The organism is Telmatospirillum sp. J64-1, from assembly GCF_006980715.1.
Taxonomy (GTDB): Bacteria; Pseudomonadota; Alphaproteobacteria; order Rhodospirillales; family Magnetospirillaceae; genus Oleiliquidispirillum; species Oleiliquidispirillum nitrogeniifigens.
In genome coordinates, this window is sequence record NZ_SBHN01000017.1 from 60,189 (window position 1) to 76,327 (window position 16,139).

Annotated in this window: 15 protein-coding genes and 1 pseudogene; 13 read left to right on the forward strand and 3 right to left on the reverse strand. The window is 64.4% G+C overall.

The features are described from left to right. The first annotated feature begins 80 nt into the window (after nt 1–80). From EPD66_RS16090 to EPD66_RS16110, 6 genes are all read left to right on the forward strand, one after another. A complete protein-coding gene (locus EPD66_RS16090) occupies nt 81–2,171 on the forward strand; it encodes a ParB/RepB/Spo0J family partition protein (RefSeq protein ID WP_142849534.1) in 2,091 nt (696 codons plus the stop codon). A 94-nt stretch (nt 2,172–2,265) separates the two neighbouring features. Further along, nucleotides 2,266–2,865: a hypothetical protein gene (locus tag EPD66_RS16095; protein WP_142849535.1), complete on the forward strand. Its 600-nt coding sequence runs from the start codon at nt 2,266–2,268 to the stop codon at nt 2,863–2,865. Beyond that, nucleotides 2,862–2,969 carry a DUF6117 family protein gene (locus EPD66_RS24395; RefSeq protein ID WP_221931002.1) on the forward strand — a complete coding sequence of 36 codons (108 nt, stop codon included), beginning with the start codon at nt 2,862–2,864 and terminating at the stop codon, nt 2,967–2,969. Before EPD66_RS16095 ends, EPD66_RS24395 begins: the two co-directional genes overlap by 4 nt. Before the next feature lie 88 nt (nt 2,970–3,057). After that, entirely contained in the window at nt 3,058–7,314 is a 4,257-nt protein-coding gene (locus EPD66_RS16100) for a strawberry notch-like NTP hydrolase domain-containing protein (protein ID WP_221931003.1), read from the forward strand. A 3-nt stretch (nt 7,315–7,317) separates the two neighbouring features. Next, nucleotides 7,318–8,331, forward strand: a complete 1,014-nt coding sequence (locus EPD66_RS16105; protein WP_142849536.1) for a toprim domain-containing protein — start codon at nt 7,318–7,320, stop codon at nt 8,329–8,331. Nucleotides 8,332–8,569: 238 nt separating this feature from the next. Beyond that, nucleotides 8,570–9,514, forward strand: coding sequence for a DUF2493 domain-containing protein (locus EPD66_RS16110; RefSeq protein ID WP_142849537.1), 945 nt, complete (start codon nt 8,570–8,572; stop codon nt 9,512–9,514). An 18-nt stretch (nt 9,515–9,532) separates the two neighbouring features. On the opposite strand, the gene EPD66_RS24400 is transcribed toward EPD66_RS16110, so the two are convergent. Then, nucleotides 9,533–10,084, reverse strand: coding sequence for an MFS transporter (locus EPD66_RS24400; RefSeq protein WP_221931004.1), 552 nt, complete (start codon nt 10,082–10,084; stop codon nt 9,533–9,535). Beyond that, nucleotides 10,084–10,863 carry an MFS transporter gene (locus tag EPD66_RS24405; RefSeq protein WP_221931005.1) on the reverse strand — a complete coding sequence of 260 codons (780 nt, stop codon included), beginning with the start codon at nt 10,861–10,863 and terminating at the stop codon, nt 10,084–10,086. Before EPD66_RS24405 ends, EPD66_RS24400 begins: the two co-directional genes overlap by 1 nt. A gap of 67 nt (nt 10,864–10,930) precedes the next feature. On the opposite strand from EPD66_RS24405, the gene EPD66_RS16120 reads away from it, so the two are divergent. Together EPD66_RS16120 and EPD66_RS24650 are read left to right on the forward strand one after the other, a co-directional pair. Further along, nucleotides 10,931–11,335, forward strand: a complete 405-nt coding sequence (locus EPD66_RS16120) for a helix-turn-helix domain-containing protein (RefSeq protein ID WP_142849538.1) — start codon at nt 10,931–10,933, stop codon at nt 11,333–11,335. Between the two features lie 82 nt (nt 11,336–11,417). Beyond that, nucleotides 11,418–11,534 (forward strand): annotated as a pseudogene (locus EPD66_RS24650) (DUF2493 domain-containing protein); the annotation flags it as partial. Nucleotides 11,535–11,600: 66 nt separating this feature from the next. Here the strand turns inward: EPD66_RS24650 and EPD66_RS16130 are convergent. After that, nucleotides 11,601–12,776 (reverse strand): DUF3644 domain-containing protein, encoded by a 1,176-nt coding sequence (locus tag EPD66_RS16130; protein ID WP_142849539.1) that lies wholly within the window; start codon nt 12,774–12,776, stop codon nt 11,601–11,603. Nucleotides 12,777–13,600: 824 nt separating this feature from the next. Here EPD66_RS16130 and EPD66_RS16135 point away from each other — a divergent pair. From EPD66_RS16135 to EPD66_RS16155, 5 genes are all read left to right on the forward strand, one after another. Further along, a complete protein-coding gene (locus tag EPD66_RS16135; RefSeq protein ID WP_255448541.1) occupies nt 13,601–13,975 on the forward strand; it encodes a DUF736 domain-containing protein in 375 nt (124 codons plus the stop codon). A gap of 336 nt (nt 13,976–14,311) precedes the next feature. Further along, nucleotides 14,312–14,524 (forward strand): hypothetical protein, encoded by a 213-nt coding sequence (locus EPD66_RS16140; protein ID WP_142849540.1) that lies wholly within the window; start codon nt 14,312–14,314, stop codon nt 14,522–14,524. A gap of 193 nt (nt 14,525–14,717) precedes the next feature. Continuing rightward, the gene (locus tag EPD66_RS16145; RefSeq protein WP_142849541.1) at nt 14,718–14,957 is read left to right on the forward strand and encodes an AlpA family transcriptional regulator; all 240 of its coding nucleotides are present in this window, start codon (nt 14,718–14,720) and stop codon (nt 14,955–14,957) included. Then, nucleotides 14,954–15,457 (forward strand): conjugative transfer signal peptidase TraF, encoded by a 504-nt coding sequence (gene traF / locus EPD66_RS16150; protein WP_221931006.1) that lies wholly within the window; start codon nt 14,954–14,956, stop codon nt 15,455–15,457. Before EPD66_RS16145 ends, traF begins: the two co-directional genes overlap by 4 nt. After that, the gene (locus EPD66_RS16155; RefSeq protein ID WP_142849542.1) at nt 15,445–16,092 is read left to right on the forward strand and encodes a lytic transglycosylase domain-containing protein; all 648 of its coding nucleotides are present in this window, start codon (nt 15,445–15,447) and stop codon (nt 16,090–16,092) included. The genes traF and EPD66_RS16155 overlap by 13 nt, the downstream gene beginning before the upstream one ends. The last annotated feature ends 47 nt before the right edge of the window (nt 16,093–16,139 follow it).

Genomic DNA, 16,139 nt, shown 5'->3' on the forward strand with positions numbered 1-16,139 from the left:
AGGGAGAGGGAAGTGGGTGTCTTCGTGACGAGCCTGGTTGGGGAAAGAGGGCTTTCTCCGGCTCGTCACGGAGAACCGATATGGCAAACCCCAAGAAAATCTCCCTTTCCCAGTCCCGGGATATTCCGTTTGACAAACTGGTGCTGTCGAGCCGCAACGTCCGGCGGGTGCGGGCTGGCGTATCGATCGAGGAACTGGCCGAGGACATCGTCCGGCGCACGCTGTTGCAATCTCTGAGCGTGCGGGCGGTGATCGGCGAGGAAGGTCAGCCCACCGACAAATATGAGGTGCAGGCCGGCGGACGGCGCTACCGGGCGCTGGAATTGCTGGTCAAGCAAAAGCGGCTGGCGAAGAACGCGCCGATCCCCTGCATCGTGCGAGTGGACGGCATTCTCGAGGAAGATTCGTTGGCCGAAAACTGCCAGCGCGTATCGCTCCACCCGTTGGATCAATTCCGCGCCTTCCAGTCGCTCAAGGAGCAGGGCCTCGGCGAGGAGGAGATCGCCGCCCGCTTCTTTGTGACGCCGCAGATCGTCCGGCAGCGGCTGAAGCTGGCCAGCGTGTCGCCTAGGTTGCTGGAAGTCTATGCCGATGACGAGATGTCGTTGGAACAGCTCATGAGCTTCACGATTTCCGACGACCATGCCCGGCAGGAGCAGGTCTGGGAAACCGTGCAGCGCGGCTACAACAAGGAGCCCTATTACATCCGCAAGCTGCTGACGGAAAACACCGTCCGCGCCATTGATAAGCGCGCCCGCTTCGTCGGGCTCGCAGCCTACGAGGAAGCCCGCGGCATCGTGCTGCGCGACTTGTTCTCGCAGAATGACGAAGGCTGGCTCCAGGATGTCACGTTGCTGGAGAAGCTTGTCACCGAGAAGCTCGCGGCCGAGGCCAAGACGATCAAGGCCGAAGGCTGGAAGTGGATCGAGGTCGCTCCGGACTTCCCCTATGGCCACACCGCCGGCCTGCGCCGCGTCATGGGCGAAACGGAGCCGCTGTCCGACGAGGAGCACGCCCGCCGCGAAGCCCTGCGCTCGGAGTTCGAAGAGATCGAACAGCGCTACTTCCAGGAGAGCGACGAGGACCTGCCCGAAGAGGTCGACCGGCGTCTCGCCGAGATCGAGGCGGCACTCGATGCCTTCGAGAATCGGCCCGTCATCTACGACGCGCAAGAGGTCGCCCGCGCTGGCGCGTTCGTCTCCATCGACAGCGACGGCCGGCTGAAGATCGAGCGCGGCTATGTCCGTCCCGAGGACGAAGCACCGGTCGCGGACGACCGGGGTGATGCTAGCGAAGCAAGGGGCGATGTCGATGCAGCATCGCCAAGTTCCGTCGAAGGCACGCAATTTGCATCCAGTCAGGATCCGACGAACGCAGATTCCTCCGACGCCGACGCGGATGGTGAGGAAGACGGCCTGAAGCCGCTGTCCGAGCGCCTGGTCATGGAACTGACAGCGCATCGGACACTCGCCCTGCGCGATGCGGTGGCCGGCGATCCGGACATCGCCTTCCTCGCCGCGCTGCATGCCCTCGTTCTCCAGACCTTCTGGCGTTATCCGACGGCGAGCTGCCTGGAGATTCGCGCGGAAAGCTCAACGCCGACCGTTCAGGGGCCGGGGCTGAAGGAGAGCCTGTCGGCGACGGCCATCGACGAGCGGCACGCCAACTGGGAAAAGCAACTTCCCGACGAGCCCGACCTACTCTGGGAGTTCCTTTGCGATTTCGACCACGACAGCCGCATGGCGCTCTTCGCCCATTGCGTATCGCTCACCGTTAACGCAGTGCATGAGCCGTGGAACCGGACACAGGGACGCCGGCATCATGCCGACCAACTCGCCTGCGCGGTTTCGCTCGACATGACCGCAGCCGGGTGGAAGCCGACGGTGGAGAACTACTTCAATCGCGTGCCGAAGGCTCGCATCCTCGAGGCGGTCACCGAGGCCAAAGGCGCCGGCATGGCGGAGCTCATCGAAGGTCTGAAGAAGTCCGACATGGCCGAGCAGGCCGAGCGCCTTCTGGCCGATACCGGCTGGCTGCCCGAGCCGCTGCGCACGCCCGGCGTCGAGACCGTAGTGGTCACGGGCGAACCGGGGTCCCCGGAGCCGGATGCCTCGCCATCGGAGTCTTCCGCCGCCGCCGAACTTCCGGCTTTCCTCACCGCTGCCGAATAAGCGGCTGCTCTCTCAAATCCATTCACTTAAGCCCGGTCCCCGTAAGGCGGAATGTCCGCGCGGGGCCGGGCTTCGCCCATTTCTGGAGGTCGAAATGCCGAACCCGACCAACCCTGCCTACACCCCATGGGGCAAAGCCGACTATGAAAAGGTCTATGCCGAGGGCATCGTCTTCTACGGCACACCGTCGCATGGCGGCTACAAGCTCGACCGCGAGCGCAACGCCAAGGTTCATCCTGCTCTGCGCGAGAGAGACGGATTTTACGAAGAGGATTGCGCCTGGGCGAAAGTCGCCTTCACCTTCCCCGAAGTCTTTTCCGAGAAGGACCGCGAAGCGGCCATCCGCACGCTGAAGGAATGGTATCCCGACGAATACGAGACTGTCGCAGGCGTTATCCTTGCCCCCGGCGAATCCCACGTCAAAGACGAGCGGCTGTTCCTTGAACGCCACGCCAACGACTGGATCGTCATCAGCGCGATCAGGTCGGACCAGCATCCCGGCATGGTCGAGTGCATCGCCACAATAGGCGGCCGACGCGGGCAATGGGGCAAGCCCGATTCCGCCGAGCGGCGCTATCTTGTGTCCAATCAGGAATACGACCAGCGCGGCAAATTCGGCTTCGTCATCGATCCCGATCGCCACGCGCTCTGCGACGATCCCGCCAGCCTCCTCACAGGGAGGGTGGCGTCATGATCCCTGACCACATCCGCGCCAATTTCCAGACCCTCATGCGTGCCGCCGAAAACGGCGACCTGGCGGAGAAGAATCCCTACGAGGCTTACCGGCCGCCAGAGTGAGAGCGGACCGGGATGAGGGTAGGCCGGGAGCGGGCAAGAGAGAGCCTGCCGCGGCCTTTTCCTGAAACCTCAATCCCGGAGCAATCTCATGAATCTGATGACGCCAGCGGCGGCGGTGACCGTCGCCGCACCCGTCCGTGCGCCCGAAGAAGAGGCCGCCTGCATCCTCAAGGCGGCGGAGCGCATTCTCACCGGTCTCGAACGCGGCCTTCTCATCGAGGCCCGCGTCCTGCGGCAGGCGATGGAGGAAGCGTTCGGCGGTTCGGACGCCGAGGGTTTCTGGACCTGGAAAGCTGCATACGAAGCTTGCGAAGCCGCGCAGGTGCTGTTCCTCCGCAGATATGGTCGCGCCATGCGGGAGACGGCGGGCTCGCCCGCCGCACAGCTCGCCATGCTTTCCCGCATCGCCGAGCGTCTTCCCACCCACACCCGCCGCACGCAGGAGTCCGAGGAGTTCCAGCAGTTCAGCACACCCATGCCGCTTGCCTATGCGGCCATCATCGCGGCGGGCCTCACCGGCGACGATGCGGTGCTGGAGCCGTCCGCTGGCACGGGGATACTTGCCGTATTCGCCGAGATTATGGGCGCGCGGCTGGCGCTCAACGAGATCGCAGCGACGCGGGCTGCGCTCCTCCGGCGGCTGTTCCCGGACAGCCTGGTCAGCACACATGATGCCGCCAGCATCGATGACCGGCTGGCGGACGATATCGCTCCGTCGGTCGTTCTCATGAACCCACCCTTCTCGGCGGCGCTCCACGTGCAGGGGCGCGTCTCCGACGCGGACTTCCATCACGTGCGTTCGGCGTTGGCGCGGCTGCCGCAGGGCGGCCGGCTGGTTGCCATCACCGGGCACAATTTCCCCGTCGATAAGCTGAACGGCGCGGTGCGCTTCACCTGCGTCGTGGACGGCGCCGTCTATTACAAGCACGGGACCACCTTCGACACGCGCCTCACCGTCATCGACAAGTCGCTCGAAACGGCTTCGCCGCCGGTTTTGCCGCGCGCGGAGAACGCCGCCGAATTGCTCGCCCGCCTCATCGAACATCTGCCGTCTCGCTTGGAGGTGGACGGGGAGATCGGACTCGGCAGATCGGCGAAGGTCGCTGTTGCACGCAAGGCCGCGCCAATCGCGCGCGGGCCGCAGCCCGTTATTTCTGCGGCGCCCGATGCCGTCGAGCTCACCTATGAGCCCATCGAGTGGAAGCCAGCCGAGGGCGCCGACCTGACCGACGCGCTCTACGAAGGCTACGCCCTGCAATCGATCCATATCCCCGGCGCCAAGCCGCATCCTACGAAGCTGGTGCAGTCGGCGGCCATGGCCTCGGTGGCGTCGCCGCACCCTTCCTACCGGCCGCATCTTCCGGTGCATATAATAAAGAGTGGCATCCTCTCCGACGCTCAGCTTGAGAGCGTCATCTATGCCGGCGAGGCGCATTCCGGGCATCTCGCCGGATCGTGGACGGTCGATGAGACCTTCGACAATATCCATGCCGCGCCCGAAGATGCAGAGGACGCCATACGCTTCCGCCGCGGCTGGTTCCTGGGCGACGGCACCGGCTGCGGCAAGGGCCGGCAGGTTGCTGGCATCATCCTCGACAACTGGATCAAGGGCCGCCACAAGGCGGTGTGGATCTCCAAGTCCGACAAGCTGATCGAGGACGCGCAGCGCGACTGGTCGGCGCTCGGCATGGAGCAACTGCTCGTCCAGCCTCTGTCGCGCTTCAAGCAGGGCACGCCGGTCCGGCTGTCGGAAGGGGTGCTGTTCGTGACCTACGCCACCCTGCGCAACGAGCCGCGCCTGCGCCAGGTCATCGACTGGCTGGGAGACGGCTTCGACGGCGTGATCGTTTTCGACGAAGCCCATGCCATGGCCAACGCCGCCGGCAGCAAGGGTGAGCGCGGCGAACAACTTCCCTCCCAACAAGGTCGTGCCGGCCTGCGCCTGCAGCGCGCCTTGCCGGACGCTCGCATCGTCTATGTCTCCGCCACTGGCGCCACCGACGTGCGCAACCTCGCCTATGCCGAGCGGCTCGGCCTGTGGGGCGGCGAGGATTTCCCCTTCGCCAACCGGGCAGAGTTCGTCCAGGCCGTCGAGGCTGGCGGCGTGGCGGCGATGGAGGTCCTGGCCCGCGACCTCAAGGCGCTTGGCCTCTATACGGCGCGGTCGCTGTCCTATGAGGGCGTCGAGGTCGAGATCGTCGAGCACAATCTCACCCCGGCGCAGGTGGAAATCTACGACGCCTACGCTGAAGCGTTCCAGGTGATCCATTCCAACCTGGGCGCCGCCCTCGAAGCCTCGAACGTCACCGGGGAGCGAAAAACCCTCAACGGCCAGGCGAAGTCCGCCGCGCTGTCGGTGTTCGAGGGCGCCAAGCAGCGCTTCTTCGCCGCGCTGCTTTCGGGGCTGAAGACCGCCACGCTCATCAAATCCATCGAGGCGGATATGGCGGCGGGACACGCCGCCATCGTGCAACTGGTCTCTACCGGTGAGGCGATCCTCGATCGCCGTCTGTCCGAGATTCCAGCCGAGGAATGGGCGGACCTGAACGTCGATCTGTCGCCCCGCGACGTGATCCTCACCTATTTGCAGCATGCCTTTCCGACGCAGCTCTATGAGCCCTATACCGACGAGGACGGCAATCTGCGCTCGCGCCCCGCGTTCGATGCCGAGGGCAACCCGATCCGGTGCCGCGAGGCCGTCGCCTCCCGTGACCGGATGATAGAGCGTCTCGCCTCGCTCGATCCCGTGCCAGGCAGCCTCGACCAGATCATTCATCGCTTCGGGACTGACAAGGTCGCCGAGGTGACTGGCCGCTCGCGGCGGATCGTGCGCAAGGGCGATCGCCTGTGCGTCGAGAACCGTCCGCCCTCGGCCAATCTTGCGGAGACGCAGGCCTTCATGGATGACGAGAAGCGCATCCTAGTCTTCTCGGACGCCGGCGGGACGGGCCGCTCCTACCATGCCGACCGCGGCGCGAAGAATCAGCGCCTGCGCGTCCATTACCTGCTCGAAGCGGGCTGGAAGGCCGACACCGCCATCCAGGGCCTCGGCCGCTCCAACCGCACCAATCAGGCGCAGCCGCCGCTGTTCCGCCCCATCGCCACGGACGTGAAGGCCGAGAAGCGCTTTCTTTCGACGATTGCCCGCCGCTTGGACACCCTCGGCGCCATCACGCGCGGGCAGCGCCAGACTGGCGGCCAGGGGCTGTTCCGCGCCGAGGACAATCTCGAAGGCAATCAGGCCCGCGCGGCGCTCAGGCAGTTCTATTACTGGCTGGCGCAGGGCGCCATTCAGGGCTGCTCGTTGACGCAGTTCGAGGAAATGACCGGCCTCTCGCTCACCTCCGAAGGCGGAGCGCTGAAAGAGGAATTGCCGCCGATCACGACGTTCCTCAACCGGCTGCTGGCGCTGCCCATCGCCATGCAGAACACGCTGTTCGCGGCGTTCGAGGAGACTTTGAACGCCCGCATCGAGGCGGCGATTGCAGCGGGCATCCATGATGTCGGGCTGGAGACGATCCGCGCCGAAAGCCTGATCGTCACCGACCGGCGTACCGTCTGGCAGCATGACAGCGGAGCCGAGACGCGGCTGTTCACCGTCCAGCGGAAAGATCGCAATCAGCCGCTTTCCGTCGATGAAGCCTTAACGATCCGCGATGGCAAGCTTCTGGTCAATGAGCGCTCGGGCCGGGCTTCTGTCAAAACCTCTGCGCCGAGCCTGATGCACGACGATGGTAGCATGGAACGCCGCGTGCGGCTGATCCGCCCCATGCAGCGCGACACGATGAGCGTCGATGACTTCGCCGCCACGCACTGGAAGGAGGCGGAGAGGGAAGAGTTTATCGCCGCATGGGAAAAGGAGATCGCCGGAATCCCCGAATTCTCGACGAGCACGTTCCACCTCGTCACCGGCCTCCTGCTGCCGATCTGGCGGCGTCTTCCGGAGACCAACGCCCGCGTCTATCGCCTCCAAACCGATGATGGCGAGCGCATCATCGGCCGCATGCTGTCGCCCGTCGAGGCGGAAGCGGTTTGCCGCAATCTCGGCATCGATGCGCCGCAGATGTCGGCGGCGGATGCCTGGGGCCTCGTCAACGACGGCAAGGTCACGGTGCATCTCGTCGACGGTCTCAGCCTGCGCCGCGTGCGGGTGATGAACGAACACCGCATCGAACTCACCGGCTTCACCTCCGGCATGGTCGATGCCTTGAAAGCGCGCGGTCTGTTCAGTGAGATCATCTCCTGGAAGCTGCGGCTGTTCGTGCCCGTGGGCGAATCCGGCAAGGCGATTTTCGAGAGTCTCACCGACCGTTGGCCGCTCACCGAAATCGTGGATCGGGGGTGACTTATGTCCCGCGCCGCCGATCTGGCGCGCCGTCTCGGCGAACAGGCCGAGGCGGTGTGCCGCTATTACCTGCCGAACGGTCGCCGCCAGGGCCGATACTGGATCTGCGGCGATGTCATGGGAACGCCGGGGCGGAGTCTTTATGTCCGCCTTTCCGGCGAACGTGCCGGCAAGTTTTGCGATGCCGCTGATGGAACACATGGCGATCTTCTTGACCTCATCGCCCTCAATCGCGGCCTCGGCTTCCGCGCCGCGCTCGATGAGGCGCGGGGATTCCTCAGCCTGCCGGTTCCGCCGATCCGCCAGGTCGCCCCGCCCGTGCCGACGAACTCTTCCGAAGCGGCGCGGCGGCTCTTCGCCGCGTCGAAGCCGATCCAAGGCACGCTGGCGGAACGCTATCTCCAAAGCCGCGGCATCATTCTGCCTGCGGACGTTTCCGTCCTGCGCTTTCATCCGCGCTGCCTTTATCGCGAGCCCGTGGGGCGCGAGATATGGCCGGCGCTCATCGCCGCCGTCACCGATCAGGGCGGCGCCATCACTGGCGTGCATCGCACCTGGCTTGATCCTGGCGGCGGCAAGGCGCCTCTCGATCAGCCCCGCCGCGCCATGGGACATCTCGCCGGGAACGCGGTCCGGCTTGGCGTTGCCTCCGACGTCCTGACGGCGGCGGAAGGCATCGAAACGGCGCTGGCGCTCAAGACCGTGATACCCGCCATGCCGGTCGCCGCCGCACTCTCCGCCGCCCACCTCGCTGCCCTGATCCTGCCGGTCGGGCTGCGCCGTGTCTATGTCGCCCGCGACAATGATCAGGCCGGGCGTTTCGCGGTGGAACGATTGCACGCCCGCTCCAGAGCCGACGATATCGACATCCGCGCGCTCGCCCCGAGGACAGAGGATTTCAACGCCGATCTCCTGACGCTCGGCCCGGACCGGCTCAGGGCATGGCTCGCCGAGCAACTCGCTCCGGACGATGTTCAACGTTTCCTGGTCGCGGATGAGCAGAGGCGATGCATGTGAAGTCCGTCAGCGCCGGACGGGCGAGGAGCGGCATCGGGGCCGGCCTTCCGGTTCGCAAGGGGCCGCGCCACGGCCTTTCCAAGAGAGGGATCTGCCAGCGCCGGCCGGCTTTGCAACGGCCTTGCGGCCGTCCTCCACTTCGTTGCGGCCCGGCGGGTGCAAAGCCGCCCCTTGGCGCTGGCGGGCGATCCCCGGAAAGGCCGCGACGGACGCGGCCTCGGAACCGGGAGACAGCCCCATGCTGCACAACCTCTTCACCGACGACGCCATCGAACCCCATCACGCGGCATCGCCAACCGCCCATGTCCTCGACGAAATGGCGCTTCACGGCACCGGTCCCGGCCCGGACGATCCGGAGCGCCTGACCTTGCCCGAAGCCGACCGTGCCGAGCAGGAGATCGAGACCGCCGCAGCCGCCCTCATTGCCCTCATGGCCGATACGGCGTTGGATGACGATCTCGATGACGTCCTCTGGGGCTTCGCCAATCTTTTCCACCGCCGCATCGGCTGGCTCGACCGCTTGCTCGACGACAACGAGATGACGCAGCGGCGCTTGGCAAGCGAGCAGGACGGCTCGGAGGTCAAATCGGTCGAACTCGAGCGCCTGATTGCCTGTGGCGAGGCATTGCTCGAACGCCGCGACGCCTTCGAGAGCCTCCGCGACCTTGCCGCCGTCCAGTTCGAATCTGCGACCGGTTCCGCCTGGCGGCCGCGCACCGGCTCGATGACGAACCGGCGGACGATGACGGCGGCCATGATCGACAGCCGCGACTTCATCGCCGCCAAGCGGCGGGCCGAGACCGAACCGCTGCTGCCCACCGGTCCGCGCATCGCGTTCACCGGCGGCGTCGACTGCAATGATCACGCCCGCATCTGGGATGCCCTCGACAAGGCCCGCGCCAAGCATCCCGATATGGTGCTCATCCATGGCGGATCGCCGAAAGGCGCCGAAAAGATCGCCGCCTGCTGGGCCGACAATCGCGGCGTGGCGCAGATCGTCTTCAAGCCCGATTGGACCCGCCATCGGAACGCAGCCCCCTTCAAGCGCAACGACCAGATGCTCGAAGCGCTCCCCATCGGCCTCATCGCCTTCCCCGGCTCGGGCATCTCGCAGAACCTCGCCGACAAGGCGCGGAAGATGGGGATCGCGGTGTGGCGGTTCGGCGAGGGCGGCGCCAAATAGGCGCCGTTCTCCTCCCGCTTATCGCGATGGACCGCGCTCAAGAACGGCCAGCAGGATGGCGAATGCCATCAGGCCTGCCGCCATTTGGAACGTTGTCGCAAATGCGGCGCTGATGGCCTCGGGCGCGGCCCCTACGATATCCGGCGTGCCGGCCGCCATGGCAAAAACCGCTCCCATGGCTGACGTGCCGGTCATGAAGCCGAGATTGCGTGACAGGCCCAGCAGGCCGGAAATCATGCCGCGCTGGTCGTCCCTGGCCGTCAGCATGACCGTCGTATTGTTGGCGGCCAGAAAAAGCTGAAAACCCGGCGTCAGCAGCATCAGGGACAGGATATAGCCCGCCACGCCGAAAACATCCGGCAAGACGGAAAGACACAGCAGGCCGATGACCATCTGCCCCAGGCCGACAATCAGTGTGCGTCCGGCCCCGAACCGGTCAGTAATCCTCCCGGCTGGAACGCCGGATAGCGCAGCCATTACCGGCCCGACCGCCATGACCAGGCCGACGAGGGCTTCGTTCAGGTGCAAGGCGAAGGTCAGATAAAATGGCCCGACCACCAGCGTCGCCATCAGAGGGGCGTTTCCCTGCCGTGCTCCATGACAACGAAGACAACGACGCCCAGCGCCGCGCCGGCCAGCAGCAGGGCGCTCGTGATCGAAAAGCCATTCCCGCCACCGGACATGGACAAGGAATACGCCGCCAGCGTGAGCGCGAGAACCAGTGCGCCCGGCAAGTCGAGACTTTTACGTTCCCCGCGCTGGCCGATCCGGTCTGTGGGGAGCGCCCGCGCTGCGAAGATCAAGGCCACGAGAGCCATCAGGGCAAGGATGAGAAACGTCGCCCGCCACCCCGACCAGGCGATGACAACCCCGCCGAGAGACGGTCCGAGCGCGGTTCCGATGGCGGACATGGTGCCGAGCAGCCCCATGGCGGATCCGGTTCGCTCCTTCACGACTGCCTCACGGATAATCGAAACCGGCAGGGCCATGAGAATGGCGCCACCCACGCCCTGGGTGACCCGCGCGGCGATCAGCATAACGATGGTCGGTGCAATGCTGCAAAACGCGGAGGCCGCCCCGAAAATCACCAGCCCGGCAAGGAGCACGCGCCGGTGGCCGATCAGGTCACCCAGCCGTCCAGCCATGACAATGGTCACGGTCACCGAAAGCAGGTAGGCCAGAACGACCCACTGGGCGCCGGTCACGGGCAGGGCGAAATCGCGCGCCAAAGTGGGCAAGGCCACGGTGACGATGCTGATCCCCAGCGAGGCCAATAATATCGCCATGGCGAGGGCCGCGACGCCGAGATGCGGGCTTCGGGCCTGCGTGATCGCACCGTTGATTTCCATGCCTTTGTCCTTGCTGATTGCGCGTTGAAGCGGCACACTGCCACTTCAAGTTCGCTTGAGGTCAAGCATGGAAATTCTCGACATCGGCGAGGTGGCGGAACGCACCGGCGTGCCGGCCTCTGCCCTGCGCTACTATGATGAGATCGGCCTCGTTACCTCCGTCGGCCGACGGGGGCTACGCCGCCAGTTCGGACCGGAGACGATCTGGCAATTGTCGCTGATTTCTCTGGGCAAAAAGGCCGGCTTCTCTCTCAAGGAAATTGCGGCGATGTTCGGTAAAGCGGGCGTCGTCGAACTGCCGCGACAAACTCTGCACGCCCGCGCCGATGAGATAGACAATCAGATCCGGGATCTGACCGTTCTCCGCGATATGCTCAGGCATGTGGCCGATTGCCCCGCACCATCCCACCTCGAATGCCCGCGCTTCAGGAAATTGCTACGGGTCGCAAGCCGGCCCGCAAGTCGCCGCTGACGGTTGATGGAGGTAAGCTGGAAACCCGTATCGGGAAGCGTCCGTGTTGCCTACCACTCAGCTCGCAACAAGAACGCCGTACCCCTTCAAGCGCAACGACCAGATGCTCGAAGCGCTGCCCATCGGCGTCATCGCCTTCCCCGGCTCGGGCGTCTCGCAGAGCCTCGCCGACAAGGCGCGGAAGATGGGGATCGCGGTCGGCGGTTCGACAGCGGCGCCGAATAGGCGCCGCTACCTTCTGGCACTTCCGGTGAGCGGAAAACTGTCAGGGGCGGGTCCATCCTTCCGCCAGCTTTTCGATCACTTTCTCGAACCAATTCTCGTACCAATACCAAGTCTTGGCGACCATGACGCCGTAACCCTTGCTGGGCTTGCGCGCGTCAAGCTGCTTGGCGAGAAGAGTGTGATCGTACATGTTGAAGTTTGGATATCCGCCAGCGTTGACTCTCTGCACGATCTGAGACGGCAGAAACTTTGGTCGCTCTACTTCCTTCAGCAATACCCGCTCCACCGCTTCCGCTTCCGGCGATCCCGGCTTGATGAACTCAACTGCGAGGTCGGCTTTTGAAACCTTGCCCGATACCTTCGGCACGAAGGCCACACGGTATCTGAACTTCGGGTCCTTCTGCTCCTCCTCGGTCAGCCCATTGTGGAAATTGTCCATTGCGGTGGCGATATGCGCTGGCAAATCGGCTCCGATCAGACTGGCCCTCTGTGCACCGTCGAAGGTCACGAACTGCAGCGCGATCGGCAGGCGTTTTTCCAGGGCGAATTCTCTCCCGAACAGCGCTTTGATAGCGTCGTTGAAATTGATGCAGCAAACTTGGAGCTTCGCGCTCAGGGCATCGTCGATCCTGTTCGTGGAGCGATGCTCGATCTCGTGGCGAATCTCGGTCAGGAATTTCAGGTTGTTGATAATACCTTTCTCCAGCGGGCATTTCCCGTGTGCCAGACATTGGCCAAGTTCCCAGTATTTGTCTGCACCGCTCGGTGTTTTCTCGATGACACCGCCCTTCTTGTGCCGGTAGTCGATGCCCTCTCGCTTGTAGTAGGCGTGCAAGAGATAGGTCCAGGCGATGATGCTGGTGACGATGAAAAGCTCGGCCCTGAAATAGAGCCCGGCGCTGTTGAAGGTGTGGACGGCCGCGATCATTGCTTCTCTCGCTTTGATCAGCAGTTCGTCGCCCTGAAGATGCAAACCGGTTGCCGGATCGATATTCGGCCAGGCCGCGAGAAAAGCATCCAGTTCTGTATCGGAAGCAGGCTTTATACCCTTGTGTTTGGTCCCGTCGCGTATCTCGGAAATGCGCGCGTGATTGATCGATCGCGTAGGGCGCGAGAAATAGGCCTGGATGTCTTGCGGCACATATTTCTTCGCCAGCATCGCTTTGACGATGGCGACTTTCCATTTTTCCAACGTGTTACCCGGTCGCCGCGCCACGCTATTTCCCCCATCCAGATTTCGTTTCCCCACTGTCAATGTGATGACTTGCGAACGTCAAGAATTCGCTGGCAAACACATCGAGTATCTCTCTGTCCAATGGGCGCCCGCGCGGGGACAAGCCCCGCGCGCCGGGCTCTCGTGAACCGAACCGCCTTCGGCGTTTCGGCCTTCGGCTTCGATCCCTGGCGCGAGCGCCCGCTCCGCCGGCGGATGGCGGTCCAACAGGCGCCGGCCAAGACGCGCCCCGCCGGACGCGATGGTGACGGGGCCTGGAGGGGAGAATGCGGCGCTGGCCATAGCTCCCAAGGGCAGGCCGGAACGCTATCTTTCCCGCATCTCCCGCTCCGATGGGCGTGCGCATGCGGTCGAAAGGGGCGCGGTCGAAGGCCGGGTGGTTGGCGGTTTTCGTGTCGTTGCAACCTCGGCCAAGCCGTCGTCCGATTCGGTGAACTCGGTGGCGGGAAAGGCAATGGCGCTCCTTCGCCAACTGTTCATCAAGGCAGTCACCATCCCTGCATGTCTCTCATCGCGTAAATCCCGCGCCGGCCCGTTCAACCCGCCATCCGGGAAAATTTCCCCTGCCGCGAAAAGTGCTCCGCTGACGCTGCGCCCCCGGCGGCCTATGGCCGCCTATTCTTACGAATAGCGCGCAGAGCGCGCGGGGGTGACGGCGAAGCCGTCAACTTTTCCCGGCATTCCTCGCGCCCGCTTCGCTCCAAATTTTCCCTCCCGGCGGGTCCTCCACTTCGTTCCGGCCCTTCGCTTACGCTGCGGGTGAACCGGCCCGCCTATGCGGTCTTTCCGCTGGAGCCATCGCAGGAATGGTCCCTGCGACGAACAGCGAAAGGATCATCACCATGGCCATCACCCTCGGCACGTTCACCAAGCAGAACGACGGCAGCTTCACCGGGACCCTCAAGACCCTCAACGTCACCGCCAGCCTCGTCGTCGTCCCCGTCGACAAGATGTCCGAAAACGCCCCCGACTATCGCGTCTATGCCGGCAACGGCCAGCGCTACGAGGTCGGCGCCGGCTGGAGCCAGGTCGCCAAGTCGAGCGGCGAGACCTACCTGAACCTCAAGATCGCCGCGCCGGAATTCGGCCCCAACTGGGTACGCGCCCGCCTCGTCAAGCTGGAGACGCCGATGGAGGACGGAACCTCCCACCTCGCCCTGTGGGAGCCGCGCGAGCGCTGATCCCGTCCACTCACGAAGACCCCGCCGGAGCGCATCCGGCGGGGCTTATCTTCATGCATTCCGCCGCGCCCGACCGCCGCAATCCAAACGGTGTCGGCGCTGGTCGCGCCGACGGGCTTTCCGTCTCGATCTTCCCATTCTGCCATCCGGCTTGGGCGAGCCTGTAAAGGATCGCGGGCACCCTCCAAAATACTCCGTTCCGCTGGCGCTCCACTCCGCATTTTGGCTCCTCCCGCGCCCGCTTCGCGGCGGCTTCGCCGTCCTTGACAGGCTCTATCCGGATGACCGGGGACCCCGTTCTCTGACCAAGAGAACGGCTCAATCAAGGAGGTTCCCATGTCCATCCAGATCAATTTCGCCCACGGCATCCGCGTTGAATATCGCGGCCATTTCTACGCCGAGGACGAGCTGCGCGAGAGCATTTGGCTCGTCAACATGGAGCTGCGCAACGGCCTGCCGAGGCGCGAGCACATTGAGGCCAAGCAGCAGATCGCGGAAATGGAAGCAGCGCTCAAGGCGCTTGTGACGGCCGAGGAAGCGGGGCGTTGAGCCCCGCCTTTCGGGGCGTTTTGTCCTCGCTGCGCTCGTTCATCTGCGATTCCGAGCCGGACGCCGGTCTCGTCCATTCATCGCGAAGGGGGGATCGTTTTCGGCACCCCCCGTTTTTCGATCCTGAGCAAGCACGCTCCCCGCCGACATCCTTTGTCCATTCGCGTCGATCTTCGTCGAAAGGAGCCAAAGGATGATCGATCACACATCAAGGGCGGCCGAGGCCCGCAAAGGCTCGCCGTTCCTCTCCACACGGGAGGCCGCATTCTATCTCGGCCTCTCTTTCCGAACCCTTGAAAAGATGCGCCTGACGGGTAACGGCCCGCGCTTCCGCAAGCATGGCCGCTTTGTCCGCTACCACATCGCCGACCTCGATGCCTGGTCCGAAGGACGACGGCATCCCTCCACATCTGACGAGGGAGAACGCGGATGAAAAGGCCCACTTTTCTTCCTCTCGCCGCCATGCTTGCCGGCATCGCGCTCGTCGGTTTCTCCGCCATCGCGCACCCTCAGCCACACCTTGTCTGGAACGCCTCCGCCAGCGCGCCGATCGGTCTTTATCGCGTCGTCTCCGGCGCGTCGGAACGCGGCGACTTCATCTTCGTTCGCCTCCCGAAATCCATCGAAAAGCTGGCCGCCATTCGCGGCTATCTGCCCGCCGGCGTGCCGCTCATCAAGCGCATTGCCGCCGTCGCAGGGGATGATGTCTGCGCCTTCGACGGGACCATCATCGTCAATGGCGACATCGTTGCCCGCCAACGCAAGGTGGATCGAGCAGGACGTTCCCTGCCGCGCTGGAATGAATGCCGGGAACTTGCCCAGGGCGAATTCTTCGTCCTGACGAAAGCCCCGGACTCTTTCGACAGCCGCTATTTCGGGCCGGTGACGAGCGCCCGCGTGATCGGGAGGCTCGCGCCGCTATGGATCGACTGAGCCCTCTTATCTTCGCGGCCGCCACCATCGTTTCCCCGGCCTATGCCGCGCCGCTCAACCAATTTCAGGGGCATATCAAAGAGGCGTCGCAGCGTTTTGGCATTCCCGCCAGATGGGTTGAGGCGGTCATCATGGCCGAGAGCAGCGGAGACCCGAAGGCTGTCTCACCCAAGGGCGCCATGGGCCTAATGCAGCTCATGCCGGACACATGGGCGGAGTTGCGCGATCAGCATGATCTCGGCGCCGATCCCTTCGATCCACGCACGAATATCCTCGCCGGAACCGCCTATCTCAAGGCCATGCAGGACCGCTTCGGCTATCCGGCACTCTTCGCCGCCTACAATGCCGGACCGGGCCGCTACGAGGCACATCTCCGTGATGGAAAGCCGCTTCCCGCCGAGACGCGCGACTATGTCGCGCGCATTGCGGAGACGCTCGCGGACGCGGGCGGATTCGCTTCGGACAGAACGAATTTGCCGCCGATTGACACACGGAATCCCGACCAAATCGCCTCCGGGCAGCGGCTCTTTTTCTCGCTCTCGCCGACGAAAAGCGAGGCCGCAGGCGACGAAAATGCCGTCCCGAATGGCGAGCTTTTTGTGCCGCTTTCGACGCGAAAGACGGATGAAAAATGAGGCAAGAAATGCGTCGCCGGAGTCCGTTTCCGGTGCGCTTCTCGCTC

Coding starts and splice junctions, on each gene's coding strand:
- EPD66_RS16090 (WP_142849534.1), top strand. CDS start 81: ATGGCAAACCCCAAGAAAATCTCCCTTTCCCAGTCCCGGGATATTCCG.
- EPD66_RS16095 (WP_142849535.1), top strand. CDS start 2,266: ATGCCGAACCCGACCAACCCTGCCTACACCCCATGGGGCAAAGCCGAC.
- EPD66_RS24395 (WP_221931002.1), top strand. CDS start 2,862: ATGATCCCTGACCACATCCGCGCCAATTTCCAGACCCTCATGCGTGCC.
- EPD66_RS16100 (WP_221931003.1), top strand. CDS start 3,058: ATGAATCTGATGACGCCAGCGGCGGCGGTGACCGTCGCCGCACCCGTC.
- EPD66_RS16105 (WP_142849536.1), top strand. CDS start 7,318: ATGTCCCGCGCCGCCGATCTGGCGCGCCGTCTCGGCGAACAGGCCGAG.
- EPD66_RS16110 (WP_142849537.1), top strand. CDS start 8,570: ATGCTGCACAACCTCTTCACCGACGACGCCATCGAACCCCATCACGCG.
- EPD66_RS24400 (WP_221931004.1), bottom strand. CDS start 10,084: ATGGCGACGCTGGTGGTCGGGCCATTTTATCTGACCTTCGCCTTGCAC.
- EPD66_RS24405 (WP_221931005.1), bottom strand. CDS start 10,863: ATGGAAATCAACGGTGCGATCACGCAGGCCCGAAGCCCGCATCTCGGC.
- EPD66_RS16120 (WP_142849538.1), top strand. CDS start 10,931: ATGGAAATTCTCGACATCGGCGAGGTGGCGGAACGCACCGGCGTGCCG.
- EPD66_RS16135 (WP_255448541.1), top strand. CDS start 13,601: ATGGTCCCTGCGACGAACAGCGAAAGGATCATCACCATGGCCATCACC.
- EPD66_RS16140 (WP_142849540.1), top strand. CDS start 14,312: ATGTCCATCCAGATCAATTTCGCCCACGGCATCCGCGTTGAATATCGC.
- EPD66_RS16145 (WP_142849541.1), top strand. CDS start 14,718: ATGATCGATCACACATCAAGGGCGGCCGAGGCCCGCAAAGGCTCGCCG.
- traF (WP_221931006.1), top strand. CDS start 14,954: ATGAAAAGGCCCACTTTTCTTCCTCTCGCCGCCATGCTTGCCGGCATC.
- EPD66_RS16155 (WP_142849542.1), top strand. CDS start 15,445: ATGGATCGACTGAGCCCTCTTATCTTCGCGGCCGCCACCATCGTTTCC.